17 protein-coding genes are annotated in these 16,176 nt (G+C 48.4%); 16 read left to right on the top strand and 1 reads right to left on the bottom strand.

The annotated features are described in order from the left end of the window. Positions 1-22: 22 nt before the first annotated feature. Positions 23-2,140 carry a polyribonucleotide nucleotidyltransferase gene (pnp, locus tag KJB30_RS04485; protein ID WP_214296736.1) on the top strand — a complete coding sequence of 706 codons (2,118 nt, stop codon included), beginning with the start codon at positions 23-25 and terminating at the stop codon, positions 2,138-2,140. A 57-nt stretch (positions 2,141-2,197) separates the two neighbouring features. Here the strand turns inward: pnp and KJB30_RS04480 are convergent, their stop codons facing one another. Beyond that, on the bottom strand, positions 2,198-2,833 hold the full coding sequence (locus KJB30_RS04480; protein ID WP_214296735.1) for a MarC family protein: 636 nt from the start codon (positions 2,831-2,833) through the stop codon (positions 2,198-2,200). A gap of 243 nt (positions 2,834-3,076) precedes the next feature. Between KJB30_RS04480 and KJB30_RS04475 the strand changes: the two genes are divergently transcribed. The 15 genes from KJB30_RS04475 (at position 3,077) to KJB30_RS04405 (ending at position 16,133) form a co-directional block, all read left to right on the top strand. Further along, complete coding sequence (locus KJB30_RS04475; protein WP_214296734.1) at positions 3,077-4,042, top strand: KpsF/GutQ family sugar-phosphate isomerase; 966 nt, start codon at positions 3,077-3,079, stop codon at positions 4,040-4,042. Then, positions 4,042-4,557, top strand: coding sequence for a KdsC family phosphatase (locus KJB30_RS04470; RefSeq protein ID WP_214296733.1), 516 nt, complete (start codon positions 4,042-4,044; stop codon positions 4,555-4,557). The genes KJB30_RS04475 and KJB30_RS04470 overlap by 1 nt, the downstream gene beginning before the upstream one ends. Positions 4,558-4,708: 151 nt before the next feature. Beyond that, positions 4,709-5,209 carry an LPS export ABC transporter periplasmic protein LptC gene (gene lptC / locus KJB30_RS04465; protein WP_214296732.1) on the top strand — a complete coding sequence of 167 codons (501 nt, stop codon included), beginning with the start codon at positions 4,709-4,711 and terminating at the stop codon, positions 5,207-5,209. Further along, complete coding sequence (gene lptA / locus KJB30_RS04460; protein WP_214296731.1) at positions 5,187-5,732, top strand: lipopolysaccharide transport periplasmic protein LptA; 546 nt, start codon at positions 5,187-5,189, stop codon at positions 5,730-5,732. The genes lptC and lptA overlap by 23 nt, the downstream gene beginning before the upstream one ends. After that, entirely contained in the window at positions 5,719-6,456 is a 738-nt protein-coding gene (gene lptB / locus KJB30_RS04455) for an LPS export ABC transporter ATP-binding protein (RefSeq protein ID WP_214296730.1), read from the top strand. Before lptA ends, lptB begins: the two co-directional genes overlap by 14 nt. Positions 6,457-6,487: 31 nt before the next feature. Next, the gene (gene rpoN, locus KJB30_RS04450) at positions 6,488-7,927 is read left to right on the top strand and encodes an RNA polymerase factor sigma-54 (RefSeq protein WP_214296729.1); all 1,440 of its coding nucleotides are present in this window, start codon (positions 6,488-6,490) and stop codon (positions 7,925-7,927) included. A 101-nt stretch (positions 7,928-8,028) separates the two neighbouring features. Next, positions 8,029-8,577 carry a ribosome hibernation-promoting factor, HPF/YfiA family gene (gene hpf, locus KJB30_RS04445; protein ID WP_214296728.1) on the top strand — a complete coding sequence of 183 codons (549 nt, stop codon included), beginning with the start codon at positions 8,029-8,031 and terminating at the stop codon, positions 8,575-8,577. 82 nt (positions 8,578-8,659) lie between these two features. Further along, complete coding sequence (hprK, locus tag KJB30_RS04440) at positions 8,660-9,619, top strand: HPr(Ser) kinase/phosphatase (protein WP_214296727.1); 960 nt, start codon at positions 8,660-8,662, stop codon at positions 9,617-9,619. 4 nt (positions 9,620-9,623) lie between these two features. Next, positions 9,624-10,487, top strand: a complete 864-nt coding sequence (gene rapZ, locus KJB30_RS04435; protein WP_214296726.1) for an RNase adapter RapZ — start codon at positions 9,624-9,626, stop codon at positions 10,485-10,487. After that, complete coding sequence (locus KJB30_RS04430) at positions 10,484-10,876, top strand: PTS sugar transporter subunit IIA (protein ID WP_214296725.1); 393 nt, start codon at positions 10,484-10,486, stop codon at positions 10,874-10,876. Before rapZ ends, KJB30_RS04430 begins: the two co-directional genes overlap by 4 nt. A gap of 48 nt (positions 10,877-10,924) precedes the next feature. Next, complete coding sequence (locus tag KJB30_RS04425) at positions 10,925-11,713, top strand: polysaccharide deacetylase family protein (protein WP_214296724.1); 789 nt, start codon at positions 10,925-10,927, stop codon at positions 11,711-11,713. Between the two features lie 102 nt (positions 11,714-11,815). Next, complete coding sequence (locus KJB30_RS04420) at positions 11,816-12,082, top strand: HPr family phosphocarrier protein (protein ID WP_214296723.1); 267 nt, start codon at positions 11,816-11,818, stop codon at positions 12,080-12,082. After that, positions 12,063-13,823 carry a phosphoenolpyruvate--protein phosphotransferase gene (gene ptsP / locus KJB30_RS04415; RefSeq protein ID WP_214296722.1) on the top strand — a complete coding sequence of 587 codons (1,761 nt, stop codon included), beginning with the start codon at positions 12,063-12,065 and terminating at the stop codon, positions 13,821-13,823. The genes KJB30_RS04420 and ptsP overlap by 20 nt, the downstream gene beginning before the upstream one ends. A gap of 46 nt (positions 13,824-13,869) precedes the next feature. Then, entirely contained in the window at positions 13,870-14,634 is a 765-nt protein-coding gene (locus tag KJB30_RS04410) for a prepilin peptidase (RefSeq protein ID WP_496198523.1), read from the top strand. 2 nt (positions 14,635-14,636) lie between these two features. Further along, a complete protein-coding gene (locus tag KJB30_RS04405) occupies positions 14,637-16,133 on the top strand; it encodes a sensor histidine kinase (protein ID WP_214296721.1) in 1,497 nt (498 codons plus the stop codon). The last annotated feature ends 43 nt before the right edge of the window (positions 16,134-16,176 follow it).

Here is a 16,176-nt window from a genome sequence, read left to right as displayed (position 1 = left end):
CAACAGACAACAGGAGATGATTATGGAACACGTTGTAAGTGTTGAGTTCGGTGGCAGAATGGTCAGCATTTCCACCGGCAAGATGGCCAAACAGGCTAATGGCGCAGTAATGGTACGAAGCGGCGATACGATGGTTCTGGTGACCGCGGTGGCCCAGAAAGAAGCCAAGGAAGGTCAGGATTTTTTTCCCCTGACTGTTAATTATACCGAGAAGGCCTATGCTGGCGGAAAAATTCCTGGCAGCTTTTTTAAGCGCGAGGCTCGTCCTTCAGATCCCGAGACTCTGATTTGTCGTCTGATCGACCGTCCGATCCGTCCGCTTTTTCCCGAAAACTTTCTCAATGATACGCAGATCATGGCAACGGTCGTGTCTGCCGACAAGGACAACGATCCGGGCATTCTATCGATGCTTGGCGCATCTGCAGCCCTGATGATCTCAGACATTCCGTTCCAGGGTCCGATTGCCGGTGTCAAAGTCGGCCGTGTAGATGGTAAATTCACTTGCAACCCCACTGCCGAAGAGCTCGAAAAAAGCGATCTTGAAATCGTAGTGGCTGCCAGCCGTGATGCGGTCATCATGGTCGAAGGAGAGGCGAAATTCGTGTCCGAGGCAGACATGCTGGATGCTATCTTTTTTGCCAAAGAAGCCATGTTGCCGTTGATTGAGGCCCAGGAAGAACTGCAGAAAAAAGCTGGGGTGGCAAAGCGCGTGATAGCGCCTCCAACCGTAAACGAGGTCCTGCTGGCCCGGGTGCGCGAACTCGCCTATGACCGCATCTCTGAAGCAGTCAAAATCAAATCCAAGCAGGAGCGCCATAACCAGATCGACCTGATCAAGGCTGAAACTGTTGAAGCACTCAAGGAAGAGTTTGAAGGGAGCAGCAAGCAGATCAAGGCTTTCCTGGGTGATTTTGAATATGAACGTGTTCGCACCGATGTTCTTGAAACCGGCATTCGTATCGACGGCCGCGACACAACCACTATCCGTCCCATTACCACTGAAACCGGTTTGCTTCCTCGTACCCACGGATCGGCGCTGTTCACCCGTGGTGAGACGCAGGCGCTGGTTACTGCTACCCTGGGAACCTCCAGCGATGAGCAGCGCATGGACTCGCTCTACGGCGAGTACCGCAAGCGCTTCCTGCTGCATTACAACTTCCCGCCGTTCTCCGTTGGCGAAACCAGTTTTCGTCTGGGGCCTGGCCGTCGTGAAATTGGCCATGGGATGCTGGCCGAGCGGGCATTGTCAGCAGTTCTTCCCAAACACGATGATTTTCCTTACACAATTCGCATAGTATCCGAGACTCTTGAGAGCAACGGGTCTTCTTCAATGGCCTCAGTCTGTGGTGGCAGTATGTCTTTGATGGATGCCGGCGTTCCCGTTACTGCACCGGTGGCTGGTATCGCCATGGGTCTGATCAAAGAAGCAGACAAGGTTGCAATTTTGTCCGACATTCTCGGTGATGAAGATCATCTGGGTGACATGGATTTCAAAGTTGCCGGCACAGTCGACGGAGTGACCGCACTGCAGATGGATATCAAAATTGGTGGTGTCACCAAGGAGATCATGCAACAGGCTCTCAAGCAGGCGCGTGAGGGGCGCTTGCATATTCTTGGCAAGATGGCCGAAACTTTGGCTGCTCCCCGGCCCGAGATGTCGTCCTTTGCGCCACGCATCACCACAATCTGGGTTAAAACTGATAAAATTCGTGACGTCATCGGAACCGGCGGCAAGAACATCCGCAATATTACCGAAACCACCGGCGTTACCTGCGATATCGACGATACCGGACGCATCAATATTGCCTCCACCAGCAAAGAAGCCTGTGATTTGGCAATTCAGATGATCCGAGGTCTTACTGACGAAGCTGAAGAAGGTCGTCTCTACATGGGTACCGTCAAGAAGATCATGGATTTTGGTGCTTTTGTGGAAATCATGCCCGGTACGGATGGCTTGGTCCATATTTCAGAGTTGGACACAAAGCGCGTTAAAACGGTAACTGAGGTGCTTAATGAAGGGGATAAGGTTCTTGTCAAATGTATCGGTGTAGACAAAAATGGCAAGATCAAGCTTTCACGCAAAGAGGCGCTTGGCCTCAACCCCGATGGCACACCGGCAGAAGGTACCAGCGGAGAATAATCCTTTTTAGTACATGATGTCAGGAAGGGACGAAGCGCCAGCTTCGTCCCTTTTCCGTTATGGAGCGTGAAAAAACAGTTTGAGGATCCCATCGACCACATACTGTACAGCTATGAAGGCCAGTATGAAACCCATTATCCGAGTTATTATTTTCATTCCAAGGGTGCCGAAAATTCTGGCCACATCGTCAGCCCAATAGAGGCAGAAATACACTGCACAGAAAACAAGGGCTGAACCAGCTACAAGGGTGATATAGGCAAGAACATCATTTGCCCTGCCTGCAAACACGAAGGTTGTAGCAATGGCTCCCGGACCGGCCAGTAACGGTATGGCAAGGGGGGTAACGGAAACGTCTTCTTTTTCTTCGGCAAGTTGTTCCTCAAGGGTGCTGGTTTCTGTTGTTGTCGCTTTTCCCCGAAGGAATTCAAGGGCTATGATAAAGAGTAGAATTCCTCCGCAGATTTGGACGGTAGAGGTGGTTATGCCCAGATAACTTAATATTGCATTCCCTGCCACCACAAAAAAAGCTAAAACAATAAAGGCTATGAAACAACTTCTGCGCGCCATGATGCGGCGTTCATTTTTAGTCCGGCTTGAGGTAATGGCAAGGAAAATGGGAATACAGGCCAAAGGGTCGACGATTATGAAAAGCTGAATGACAAAAACGGTAAGTAGTTCGAGATAAGATTTCATGGATTGCCTTTCTGTTAATACCCATTGAAGAGTCTTCTCCCGAAACTATAGCAAAGTTTTTCTGGCTGTCCCCACCGGATCATTTTGAGCATCAAAAGCGGAGCTGATGGGCGTCCGGCCTGTTCTTGGGTTCCTCTTGGGGTTGCTATTTTTCACATTTTAGTATTTACTATACAGCTTCTTTAGCCATAAACAGGGCATGCTGTAAAATGCAAGTCGCAAATTTATCATATCGGAGTAGACATGATTGCAGATGAGGCACGGCGGGTTATTCGAACCGAGGCGGAAGCTCTTCTGGTTTTGGCAGATAGAATCGATACATCTTTTGAAAAATCGGTAGAGCTTATATTGGCAGCCACAGGGCGTGTGGTGGTGAGTGGTATGGGTAAGTCCGGATTGATTGGCCAAAAAATAGCTTCGACCATGGCTTCAACGGGTACGCCGGCATTATTTCTCCATCCTGCCGAAGGCATTCATGGTGATCTAGGAATGATCATGAAGGGCGATGTGGTCATTGCCATTTCCAATAGTGGTGAAACTGAAGAATTGCTGCGGATTCTTCCTGTAATAAAGCGATTAGGTGCCCATTTAATTGGGATGAGTGGAAATCCATCTTCTACTTTGGCGCGAAGCAGTGATGTGTTTCTTGATGTGTCCGTAAAAGAAGAAGCATGTCCCCTCGGCTTGGCTCCTACTGCGTCTACCACTGCTACACTCGCTATGGGGGATGCTCTTGCTGTTTCACTTTTGGTTCAACGCGGTTTCAAGGCTGAAGATTTTGCTATTTTTCATCCTGGTGGTTCTTTGGGTAAAAAATTGTTTTTGCGGGTCGAAGATCTTATGCATAGCGGTGATGCTCTTCCGTTGGTTGCCGAGGATACTTTGATGAAAGATGTGTTGTTTGTAATCAGCGCCAAGCGCATGGGAGTGACAGGAGTTATTGATGGAGCAGGATACTTGCGTGGAGTAATTACTGACGGTGATTTGCGACGAGCCTTGGAAAAAGGCCTCGAAATATTTGGACAGCGAGCAGGTGAACTAATGAAACTTAATCCGCGCCGGATAAAGCGTGACGAACTGGCGGCAGCAGCACTTCAGGTGATGGAACAGCATTCCATTACATCCCTCTTTGTGTTCGAAAATGATAGTTGCTGTACGCCATGTGGTATAGTTCACCTCCATGATATTCTTCGCGCGGGGATTGCCTGATGAATGCAAAACTGAAGGATATATGTTTGTTACTGGTTGATGTTGATGGTGTTATGACTGATGGTCGTATCATTTATGATGGTAATGGCCTTGAAAGCAAATTTTTTAATGTCAAGGATGGCCATGGCATTAAAATGTTACAACGACATGGAGTCGAAATAGGTATCATAACTGGTCGTACCTCAATTGTAGTTGATATTCGCGCCCGTGAACTCGGAATCTCTATCGTTTATCAAGGGGCGCTGAAAAAACTTGAATGTTATAATGAAATTAAACTAAAAACCGGTTTATCTGATGATCAAATTGCTTATATTGGTGACGATATTGTCGATGTGCCGGTTATGCGCCGTGTTGCATTTTCTGCCTCCCCTTCAGATGGGCTCCAGGAGGTGCGAAATTTAGCAGATTATGTGACATCTTGTGCGGGTGGAAAAGGCGCAGTGCGTGAAGTGTGCGATATGATAATCAAGGCGCGTGGCGGGTGGGAAGAAGTGGTCGCCCGATATGAGTTGTAGTGCATTCAATCTTTATGCCAACACTTGAGCCTGTTAGACCTTTTGCTGGACAGCCTTTGGTCGCAGTGTTATAGTAACACACTATATGGTATGGTCTCGGTACATTAGATTTGCGCTTGTCGCAACAGTTTTGGTTGCGGCTGTTGGTATCGTGGCTGCCATCTTCCTGAAGAGTAAAAACTCGGCCTCGCCGAGACCTGTTTCCCGGCAGATTCCCCAGAATATAGATGTAGCTTTGCAGAAAGCACATTTCACTGAAATGCGTGACAAAGATATTGTGTGGCAGCTTGATGCCGAGCGTGCCGAGTACGATAAGAGCGGAGAGATGATCTACCTTTCCGGGGTGAAAATGGAATTTGCAAAAACACCTTCAGCCGGAAAGATTATGGTTACTGCCCTAAAAGGTCAATATTCGAGCAAACAAAAAAATGTGAGACTTGTTGGAAATGTTCAAGTAGAGACCGAGACAGGTGCGCGTTTTTCGACTGAATCTATAAACTATGTAGCATCAAGTTCGAAACTAATAACTTCTGAGTTAGTGATATTTCAGCATCAACGACTTGAATTGAAGGCCAGGGGAATGGATATGAGCATTAAAAAACAGGTCGCTCATTTTAAAGAGACAGTTGATGCAACAGTCAAAGGTCTGTAGCGTGAGAGAAATCAGTTATATTTCAGTATTTGCAGTTGCTTTATGTGTTTTATTTGGCGGCACAGTTGCTCCCGCAATTTCAGCCTCTGCTCTGCAAAAGGACCGCTCCAGTCTGCCAATCACCATCAAATCCAATGAACTTGCTGCAGATAATAAGGGCAAGACAGCGATTTTTACTGGCAAAGTTGTAGCCAAACAAGGTGACATTACTATTTATGCCGACAGGGTCAGCATTAACTATGGAACCACAAAGGGCGAGGTAGAACAAATTGAGGCTCAGGGAAATGTTCGTATTGTGCAACAAAATCGCACTGGTATAGCTTCCCATGCGATCTATCATAGCAAGGAAGGGCGCATTGCCCTTACCGGTAATCCCCAGGTTGTCCAAGGATCTGATACCATTTCGGGAGAAACTATAACCTATTTTATTGATGAAGATCGAAGTATCGTCACAGGTGGGGCCAACAAACGTGTAGAGGCGGTCATTCAATCGCCATCTCGGAAGGCTAATGGTTCACGCTGAAAAAACACGACTCTGGACCGCAGGCCTGCAAAAGAGTTATGCTGGTCGTCAAGTGGTAAACGGGGTGGACCTATCCATACGGGCTGGGACAGTAGTAGGTTTGCTGGGCCCGAATGGTGCGGGGAAGACTACCACATTTTATATGGTTGTCGGACTTGCCCAGCCGGATCGAGGAAAGGTGTTTATAGATGACACTGATATAACAGCAATGCCTATGTTCCAGCGTGCTCGACGAGGCATTAGCTATTTGCCTCAGGAAGCCTCTGTATTCAGAAAATTATCGGTATCTGATAACTTGCTTGCTATTTTAGAAACTGTCGAACCGGATCGCACTCTTCGTAAAGCCCGGATGGAACGGTTGCTTGAGGAGTTTGGAATAACTCATATTGCGGGTTCAAAGGGATATGCTCTTTCTGGTGGCGAACGGCGCAGAGTGGAAATAGCGCGCGCATTAATAACGAGTCCATCCTTTGTTCTGTTGGATGAACCTTTTGCGGGAATTGACCCAATAGCTGTTTCAGAAATTCAGAGCTTGATTGTGTCATTGAAGAAGAGAAATATTGGTGTATTGATTTCCGACCACAATGTGCGTGAGACACTGGGAGTATGCGACGTGGCTTATATACTGTCAGCCGGTGAGGTTCTTGAATATGGTACTCCGGATGAAATCGCTTCCAGTACCAAAGCCAGGGCAGTATATCTGGGAGATGATTTCCGTCTCTGATCTTTCTATCTGCTGAATACAAGGATTTTGCATGGCAATGGAGATGCGCCAACAACTGAAGATGACCCAGCAACTGGTAATGACACCCCAGCTGCAACAGGCCATCAAACTCCTCCAGTTGACCCGCATTGAGCTTCAGGATGTGGTGCGCCAGGAACTGGAGGAAAATCCTCTTTTGGAAGAGGCTGTGGAAGCTGATGAGATTCGTGAAAGCGAATCTTTGGAATCAACCGAAAAAGAAATAGAACCTGACAATAAGAACGAAGAGTTTCACGAGGTGGAGACAGGCGACGACACTTTGAGAGACTGGGACAGCTATCTTGACGGTTACAACTATAGCTCCGGAGAACAGTACAGCGGCGAAGACGAACGGCCTTCCTTTGAAAATCTTCTGACTCGTAAAGATACCTTGATTGATCATCTCCTATGGCAACTCCATATGGGGCACTTTACCAGGGAAGAAGTTCATATTGGTGAAGAAATAATTGGTAACATTGACGAAGGTGGGTACTTTCGTGCTTCTATTGAGGAAATAAGCCAGGCGTGTACAGTTCCCGAGGAATCGGTTTTGCCTGTGCTGGAACACATTCAGGAATTTGACCCAACAGGTGTTGGTGCCCGTGACCTGCGCGAATGTCTTTTGATTCAGGCACGTTTTCTAGGGATGGAGGATAGTGTGGTCGAAAAGATCCTCCTCAACCATCTAAAGGATCTTGAAACCCGCAAATACAAGGAAATAGCCCGGGCCCTTGCTATCGATATCAATCAGGTGTTAGTCGCCGCCAAGATTATCGGAGGGTTGGATCCACGACCTGGCAGAACCTTTGGATCTGAAGATGTTCATTACATTTCACCTGACATTTTTGTGTCCAAGGTGGGGGATGAATATGTAGTCATGCTAAATGAAGAGGGATTGCCTAACCTTAAGGTTAGTCCCTTTTATGCCGACGCACGTACCAATGGTTCCGTAGATTCACGCGCCGAGGAATATATCGGTGAAAAAATGCGCTCTGCAATGTGGCTTATTAAAAGCATTCAACAACGTCAGCGTACCATTTACAAGGTTTCCAAAAGCATCATCAGGTTTCAGCGTGATTTTCTCGATCGGGGGGTTGAACATCTCCGTCCACTCGTTTTGCGGGATGTTGCGGATGATATTGGTATGCATGAATCCACCATAAGCCGCGTCACAACGAATAAATACATGCAAACTCCCCAGGGGTTGTTCGAGCTGAAATATTTCTTTAACAGTGGATTATCAACCAGTGGCGGCGATTTTGTAGCATCTGAGAGTGTGAAATGCCGTATTAAAGAAATAATCGATAAGGAAGATCCTCGAAAGCCGCTGTCTGATCAGAAAATTGCTGAAATGCTTTCCGGTGAAACTGTTAACATTGCGCGTCGCACGGTCACCAAGTATCGAGAGGTGTTGCGGATAGGGTCATCTTCTGAGCGAAAGCGACACTTTTAATTAAATTAGGGAGTGGTAGCCACAGCCACAACCATGCGGGGCTTTATAGTCCCGGTATGTCATAATAAATGTGAATACGACAACAACACGAGGAGGAAGGTATGCAAGTAACAACAACTTTCAGGCACATGGAACAAAGCGAAGCCCTAAAGTCCTATGCTGAGGAAAAACTTGACCGGGTAGCGAAATATATTGATGAGCCAGTTGTTGCTCAGGTTTATTTCACGGTGGAAAAGAAAATCCGTCATATCGTAGAGATAGTTATCTCTGCTAAAGGAATCAGCACCAAAGCTTCCGAATCAACAAATGACATGTATGCTGCAGTGGATGCTGTTATCGACAAGATCGAGCGTCAGCTCAAGCGCTACAAAGAAAAAATCAAAGCCCACAAACCTAATGGGGATGAGCGCGGACGACAGATTTCTAAAATAATCTATCAGGCTGAAAGCATTGAAACCAGTGTTGAACCTGTTGTTATCAGAACAAAAACAGAAACAGCCAAGCCAATGTCAGTTGAAGAAGCGGTCATGCAGATGGATCTGCTGCACAAGGATTTCATCGTCTTCACTGATGCAGTCAGCAATGAGATTAATGTGCTTTATCGCCGTAAGGATAGCAATTACGGCCTGATTGAGCCTCAGAGGGGCTAATAGAGAAGAAGTTGAGACTGGAGTTCTGTAGGCCGGGTAACTCCAGTCTCAACTCTTCGCCCTGATCTATAAGAGGCCTTTCGTGGACGGAATCAGTTTATCCATACAGGAATTATTAGACGACAATGAGTACGGGCTAGGTCTGGCTCTGCTGGCCGGCCAACGCGGGTTGGTTAACCGTATCTTTAGCTCGCGCATTCAAAAACCTGGTCTTGCATTGGCAGGCTACACAGAGCATTTGCATCCCGACCGGATTCAGGTGCTTGGCAATACAGAAATTTCCTACCTCAATCAGATCGATGATCGATTGGCCCTGGAATGCGTCAAAAACCTCTGTTCGTTTCCCGTTTCATGCTTCATCATCACAAAAGGCCTTGTTCCCCCAGCTTTCTTTCTCGAAACGGCCGAAGCGGCCGGTATTCCGACACTCAGCTCACCTCTGCAATCCTCCACATTTATTTCTCTTATCACCAGATTTCTTGAGGAACGGCTGCTTCCCACTACCCATATGCATGGTGTACTGGTCGATGTCTTGGGAGTCGGAATCCTTTTGGTCGGAAAAAGCGGAATCGGCAAAAGCGAATGCGCTCTCGACCTGATTATTCGCGGTCATCGTCTTGTTGCTGACGATATGGTGTTTATCAAGAAAAAGGTGCCGGCTGCACTGGTGGGACAATCTGAGGAGGCTATCCAGCACTTAATGGAAATTAGAGGTTTGGGGATCATAAATATCAAAGATCTCTATGGTGTCTCTTCCATCCGCGAAAAAAAGATCATTGATATGATGCTGGAATTGATGGAATGGAATCCGGCCCAGGAATATGACCGTTTGGGAGTTGATGACAAGCATATTACTATCCTGGGAGTTGATATTCCGCACATTATCATTCCGGTTCGGCCGGGTCGTAACCTTGGTTCAATTATTGAGGTTGCAGCACGTAATTTTCTCCTCAAAGGAATGGGCTACCACTCTGCCCGGGACTTCCAGGAACGTTTGCTTTCACGCATGGAAGTACGGCCCCTTGGCAATGAGGTAGAGTAAGATCATGAGAATCATTGTTATCACCGGAATGTCCGGTTCCGGCAAATCAACAGCTGTTCGTGCTCTAGAAGATGAAAATTTCTATTGCATAGATAATTTGCCGGTGCGCCTGTTCAGACGATTTATTGATCTCATAGAAAAATCGGGTGAGGACTTTAAAGGTATCGTACTGGTTGCCGATATTCGTGGTCGGGAGTTTTTCAAAGGGTATGAGAGTGTTTTCCGTCAGATCAACAAACATGGCCATAGCTTGGAAATTCTCTACTTCGAGGCTGCTGATGAAACCTTGATCCGCCGATTCTCTGAAACTCGCAGACGCCATCCTGTCAGCGAAACATGCACCGTCAGCGAAGGAATCCGCGTAGAACGAGACCAGCTCTCTACTCTCCGGAGACTGGCGACACGCATTATTGACACCTCTGAGTTCAATGTTCATCAGCTCAAAGATTATATCCTGAACATAGTCAGGGGGAATGGTCGCGACGCACCCTTTGTCATTGATGTGCAGTCCTTTGGTTTTCGTTATGGGATTCCGTTGGAATCAAGCATTGTCATGGATGTGCGCTTTTTGCCCAATCCTTACTTTGTGCCTGAACTCAAACCAGGGTCCGGACGTGACGACGAGGTTCGTGAGTATGTACTCGATAACCTGCAGACCGCCCAGTTCCTCGATCATTTTTTTCCATTACTGGATATGCTTGTACCTGCCCACCGTCAGGAGGGGAAGGCATATTTTACAATTTCCATAGGCTGTACCGGAGGACGGCATCGTTCCGTTGCAATTGCAGAGGCTACCGCCATGCATTTGCAATCTACAGGGGCGATAGTGCGCGTTTCACATCGGGATATAGAAAAGGGGCAACAATGACAGGTTTGGTTCTGGTTACACATGCAGGATTGGCCGGGGCGCTCATGCGTTCGGCTGAAATGATCATAGGCAGCATTGAAGGATGTGAACAAGTGGAGGTAGCTCCCAACGAGTCTGCGGACCACATCATGTCACGAGTAGTTGCTGCTGTTGAAAAGGCACGTGCAGATGGCGCCATCATCATGACAGACCTTTTCGGTGGCACTCCTTCCAACATGGCCATGTCTTTTCTCAAAGACGGTCAAGTAGAGGTGCTGACAGGTGTTAACCTTCCCATGGTTATTGAATTTTGTTCAAAGCGAGGACGCATGGGAGTAACGGAATTGGCGGTAGAACTGCAAAAGAACGGCAGGGATGGAATTATTAATGCAGGAGAATTTCTTCGATAGGCCTACTTTAAGCTGATTTACGCGGAGTTTTTTCAGGAAAAGTACAATATGAAATGTTTTTTATCAGCACTGCTGATGGTGTTAGGTGTTTGGACGTTGCAGGCTTTGGGTGACCAGAGGGAGGAATCACTGGAAGTTCTGCGGCAACGTTTTGCCGCCACAGCACGCACCCCGTTGGAATGGTCTGAAACTGCTACTGGTGTCCGGACCAGGCTCAATACCGGAGAAAATGTTCTTGCACTGACGCTGGATGCGTGTGGCAGTCGCTCGGGAAAAGGCTATGACGCAGCCCTGATCACTTATCTTGAAAAAGAACGTATTCCCGCCACTTTGTTCATCAACGCTCGCTGGATAGATGCAAATCCGGAAATTTTCAAAAAACTTGCTGCAAATCCATTGTTTGAGATAGCCAATCACGGTTTGCTGCACAAGCCTGCATCCATCACCGGTCGAAGGGTTTATGGTATTGATGGTACCAGGGATGTTGCAGAACTGGTGGATGAAATTGAACAGAATGCTCGCAAAGTTGCTGCTCTCACCGGAAAACGAACACGCTACTACCGTTCAGGTACCGCTTATTATGATGAGGTAGCTGTTGAGGTGTCCCGTAGCCTTGGGCATGAAGTGATCGGGTTTTCCATTCTAGGGGATGCTGGGGCCACATATACCAAGGATCAGGTAAGATCAGCATTGCTTAAGGCGCGACCCGGAGATATCGCTATCCTGCACATGAATCATCCTGCAGGTAAAACTGCTGATGGAGTGATGTCAGCCATACCCGAGTTAAGGCGGCGTGGATTCAGATTTGTAAAGCTTTCCGAGTACGAGCTGCTCTGAAGGCTTTCTTTAATTTTCGTGTCGAACGTGGCATGATAATGTCATGATAGTAAATAGAGCTGCTTCGACGCAGCTATTTAAATCCAAAGGAACCGGTAATACATGCTCCAGAAGGAATTTATCATTGTTAATAAATTAGGGCTGCATGCCCGAGCCTCTGCGCTTTTCGTTAAGACCGCAAGCCGTTATTTTTCAGAAGTGAAGCTTGCCAAGGAAGGGGTGGAAGTAAATGGAAAGAGCATCATGGGTATCATGATGCTGGCAGCTTCAAAGGGCAGTACCGTGCGTCTGACAGTTGATGGATCTGATGAGGCCGAGGCGATGCAGGCTATTGGAGAGTTGGTGGAAAATGGATTCGGCGAAGAGTGACATGCGTCGCTTTCACGGTATTCCCGCTTCGGCCGGCATAGCTGTTGGACGTTTGCGCGTTGTCGACCGCCGTCGGCTTCACGTACATGAAAATTTCGTCCTGGAAGAAAATACATCAACCGAAATAGACAGGTTGCAAGACGCCATTATCCGCACCCGTGATGAGTTGGCTACCCTTAAAGAGCAACTTCGAAAGACCACAGGAGATGAACACCTCTTTTTTATCGAAACCCACCAGATGATTCTGGCCGATGAGCGGCTTTTCGCTGAAACAGCCGCGCATATCGAAACAGGACTGCTTAACGCCGAAGGAGCCTTACGACGCACTCTGGCCAAATACCGGGAAATCTTTTCCGGCATCACTGATGCTTACTTACAGGAACGGATCAGTGACATCGAGATGGTCATCGAAAAGATCCTGCGCAATCTGGTGGATGAGCCTCATTCGCCTATTACCCATGATGATGTTCAAACAATCATCGCGGCTCATGATATTTCACCGGCAGATATCCTCCAGATGGATCGTAGTCGCATTGTGGGGATCCTTACCGAGATTGGCGGTAGGACTTCCCATACCTCGATTCTTGCGCGGGCCTTTGAAATGCCGGCTGTTGCAGGTGTTGAGGGAGGGGCTGACATCTTGTTGGATGGAATGCCGGTCATTCTCGACGGCCTTAGTGGCGAAGTCATTATCAACCCTGACCAGACGACTTTTGTGGCTTACCTGGAGCGCAAACGTCATTTTGAGTACATAGGTCAGGAACTGCTCAAGGAGGCAGGACTGCCTGCAGTAACCCTCGATGGTCACCTTACCCGCCTCAAAGGCAATGTGGAGATTCCTGAGGAGGGTGCTTCGGTGCTTCGTCATGGTGGCGAAGGGGTAGGGCTGTACCGCACTGAGATGCTCTTCATGAATCGCAAAGACATGCCGGAGGAAGAGGAACAGTATGCAATCTATGCTGCCATGCAGCAGGCAATAGCACCTCATCCGCTTACCATACGAACTCTTGATGCTGGCGGAGATAAACTGTTGGATGGCATGTCGCTTACTGATGAGCAGAATCCCGCCCTTGGAGTTCGCGCCATCCGTTTGGCGCTTAGCATGCCGGAAGAGTTCAAGAAACAGCTGCGCGCCATTCTGCGTGTCAGTGCCAGTGGCAAAGTACGTATCATGTTCCCGATGATTTCAGGACTTGATGAGCTGCGAACCGCCCGAATCCTTTTGGAAGAAGCCAAGCTTGAACTGGACTCTGCCGGTATCTCCTATGACCGTTCTCTACCGGTAGGAGTCATGATTGAAGTTCCTTCAGCGGTTCTTGTTGCCGATCTTCTGGCTCGTGAAGCTGATTTTTTCAGTGTCGGCACCAATGATCTCGTGCAGTATTCATTAGCTATTGACCGCTCAAATGAACATCTTTCCGAGATGTTTCAGCCACTCCATCCGGCAATACTCCGTTCCCTGAAAAGGGTGGTTGATGCGGCTCACCAGGAAAGTATCGAAGCTGGCATCTGTGGCGAGATGGCTGGGGATCCTCTTTATCTGCCGGTATTGTTAGGGCTCGGCTTTGATGAACTCTCCATGAGCGCTGCCTCCATACCCCGCGTTAAACAGGTTTTACGGCGCTATACCAAGGCCCGTGCCTATGAAGTGGCACAAGCCTGTTTTCAATTCGGCACTGCTGCTGAAGTTGACCAGTATCTGAAAGAGGTCACGAATAATCGTGCCGAAGGTTTCCTTTGATGACAGAAAAATGTTCTTCCCTATGACACTTGAGCTCTATCTTTCAATGTGCGCATTCATTTTCGGTGCTGTTGTCGGCTCCTTTTTGAATGTCTGCATCTGCCGCTTGCCCCTGAATGAATCCGTAATTTCACCGCCATCACATTGCCCCCGCTGCTCCTGCGGAATCCGTTGGTACGACAATATACCTCTGATCAGCTATCTGCTGCTGCGGGGCAAATGCCGTGGCTGCGGATTGCACATCTCCCTGCAGTATCCCCTGGTGGAATTGCTGAATGGTCTGCTCACCCTGGCGCTGTTTCTGCGGTTCGGGCCGACATTCTCATTTCTGGTTCTTTTTCTGTTCTGTTCGGCGCTGATGGTAATCACCTTTATTGATCTGGAACATCAGATCATCCCGGACGAAATATCCCTTCCTGGCATCGTGCTTGGTTTTGTATTCTCGTTTTTTTTACCTAACCATTCATGGCTTAACTCACTGATTGGAATTCTGCTTGGCGGGGGAAGCCTGCTGCTTGTGGCATATGGTTACCATTGGCTGACCGGTAAAGAGGGCATGGGTGGGGGCGATATTAAATTACTTGCCATGATGGGTGCCTTTCTGGGCTGGAAAGCAATCCCTTTCATCATCTTTGCCAGTTCGCTGATCGGCTCAGTGATCGGCATTTCACTGATGCTTATCCACAAAAAGGATTCCAAACTGGCTATTCCCTTTGGTCCCTACCTTGCCTTTGCGGCAGTCCTCTATATTTTTTGGGGCCGTCAGTTGATCCATTGGTACCTCACCCTGGGCAGTTCCCTGCAAAGCTGAAAATGCGCACTTTCAGACCAAGTCTTACGGTATCCATCCTTGCCTTTCTCTGCTGCCTGTTGGTGCTGACCTGGCTTTTGTTCAGCCTGTTCGCGCTGCGCACTTCTGCAAATGATCTTTATTCCCAGAAAGCCCAGCACGCACGCATTTTGCTGGCAACCTTCGTCAACCAGCTTCCTGAAACCATTCCAGTCTATCCCGAAGGTCTGATTACCGCCGGTTCACCTTCCGCCATTTACGCCCAAAACCTGGCGGATGATCCTGATTTTGTGCGCCTCTCCCTGTTGGATGCCAACGGCAAATGTATTTACACTGCCGGCAGGGAAGGGAGCGATATCTATGGCCCTTTTAGTGTCAAGATATCAAGTGGAGCCGGAAGTGCAGTGCTCGGGGACGGCTCGGGCATTGCTTTGGTCAGTCCGGTCATTCGCAATGGCGCGGTTGCAGGACGCGCCGGCCTTGTTCTGTCACTCTCAGCTGAAAAGGGGCGATTGGAACGTTCGCGCCGGCTTTTTCTGGCCTATTTTGCAATTGATTTTTTTCTGCTTGCGGGCTTTGGCTCCTTCATTCTGATGCGCATTGTTGTAAAACCGGTCAATCGGCTGCTTCATGCAATAGATCGGATCATCGACGGCCATTATGATCAGCGGGTGCACGTTTCAGGGAGTGCAGAACTGGTACGGCTGGCCGAATCGTTTAATATCATGTCTGAGACACTTCAACTTAAAGACCAGCAGGTACAGACCCATGTGACAGCTTTGGAAAAAGCCAATGCAGATCTGCACCAGGCGCGGGAAGAGACCGTTGCCTCTGAAAAAATGGCATCCATCGGACTTCTTGCAGCCGGCACTGCCCATGAGATCGGTACGCCGCTCTCTGCCATAATGGGATATGCAGAACTCATGACCAGTGAAAACTCCTCTCAAGCAGCCATGCAGGATTATGCCGGTAGAATCTCCAAGGAATGTGCCCGCATCGACCGGATCGTGCGCGGGCTGCTCGATTATTCCCGTCCGCGAAGCAGCGAAATCAAGCAGGTCGATATCGGGCGGCTGGTATCGGAAACCACGGAACTGCTTACACGACAGGGAGTGTTGAAACAGACTCCTCTTAATGCGAAGCTTGACGATCCTTTGCCCTGCGCACTGACTGATGAGCATCAACTCCAGCAAGTGCTGATCAACCTTCTGCTTAACGGTCGTGATGCGCTTGGTGACAATGGGCGGCTTGCTATCCGGGTAAAGGCGGATCCAGCCGGTCTTCCCGGTCGGTCGGGGGGATCTATACGTATCGATGTAATGGATAACGGCAGGGGCATATCCGCAGAAAATTTAAAAAAGATTTTCGATCCATTCTATACCACCAAGTCTCCGGGAAAAGGAACCGGCCTGGGCTTGGCCATTTCCAGCCGTATCATGGATGGTATCGGCGGCAGGATTAGCGTACAGAGCAAACCGGGTACCGGAAGTTGTTTTACCGTGTGGGTTCCAGCAGCATAACGTATTCAATCGCAGGCATCTTTAAGCTCTAATGTTCATGCAC

It is taken from the genome of Pelotalea chapellei (assembly GCF_018531195.1).
In the GTDB taxonomy this organism is placed as follows: Bacteria; Desulfobacterota; Desulfuromonadia; order Geobacterales; family Pseudopelobacteraceae; genus Pelotalea; species Pelotalea chapellei.
Note: the sequence above shows the minus strand (reverse complement) of the source record. Positions and strands in the feature narration are given on the sequence as shown.

Bases quoted from the DNA above. Each gene is read 5' to 3' on its own strand.
- pnp (WP_214296736.1), top strand. From the start codon at position 23: ATGGAACACGTTGTAAGTGTTGAGTTCGGTGGCAGAATGGTCAGCATT.
- KJB30_RS04480 (WP_214296735.1), bottom strand. From the start codon at position 2,833: ATGAAATCTTATCTCGAACTACTTACCGTTTTTGTCATTCAGCTTTTC.
- KJB30_RS04475 (WP_214296734.1), top strand. From the start codon at position 3,077: ATGATTGCAGATGAGGCACGGCGGGTTATTCGAACCGAGGCGGAAGCT.
- KJB30_RS04470 (WP_214296733.1), top strand. From the start codon at position 4,042: ATGAATGCAAAACTGAAGGATATATGTTTGTTACTGGTTGATGTTGAT.
- lptA (WP_214296731.1), top strand. From the start codon at position 5,187: ATGCAACAGTCAAAGGTCTGTAGCGTGAGAGAAATCAGTTATATTTCA.
- lptB (WP_214296730.1), top strand. From the start codon at position 5,719: ATGGTTCACGCTGAAAAAACACGACTCTGGACCGCAGGCCTGCAAAAG.
- rpoN (WP_214296729.1), top strand. From the start codon at position 6,488: ATGGCAATGGAGATGCGCCAACAACTGAAGATGACCCAGCAACTGGTA.
- hpf (WP_214296728.1), top strand. From the start codon at position 8,029: ATGCAAGTAACAACAACTTTCAGGCACATGGAACAAAGCGAAGCCCTA.
- rapZ (WP_214296726.1), top strand. From the start codon at position 9,624: ATGAGAATCATTGTTATCACCGGAATGTCCGGTTCCGGCAAATCAACA.
- KJB30_RS04430 (WP_214296725.1), top strand. From the start codon at position 10,484: ATGACAGGTTTGGTTCTGGTTACACATGCAGGATTGGCCGGGGCGCTC.
- KJB30_RS04425 (WP_214296724.1), top strand. From the start codon at position 10,925: ATGAAATGTTTTTTATCAGCACTGCTGATGGTGTTAGGTGTTTGGACG.
- KJB30_RS04420 (WP_214296723.1), top strand. From the start codon at position 11,816: ATGCTCCAGAAGGAATTTATCATTGTTAATAAATTAGGGCTGCATGCC.
- ptsP (WP_214296722.1), top strand. From the start codon at position 12,063: ATGGATTCGGCGAAGAGTGACATGCGTCGCTTTCACGGTATTCCCGCT.
- KJB30_RS04410 (WP_496198523.1), top strand. From the start codon at position 13,870: ATGTGCGCATTCATTTTCGGTGCTGTTGTCGGCTCCTTTTTGAATGTC.
- KJB30_RS04405 (WP_214296721.1), top strand. From the start codon at position 14,637: ATGCGCACTTTCAGACCAAGTCTTACGGTATCCATCCTTGCCTTTCTC.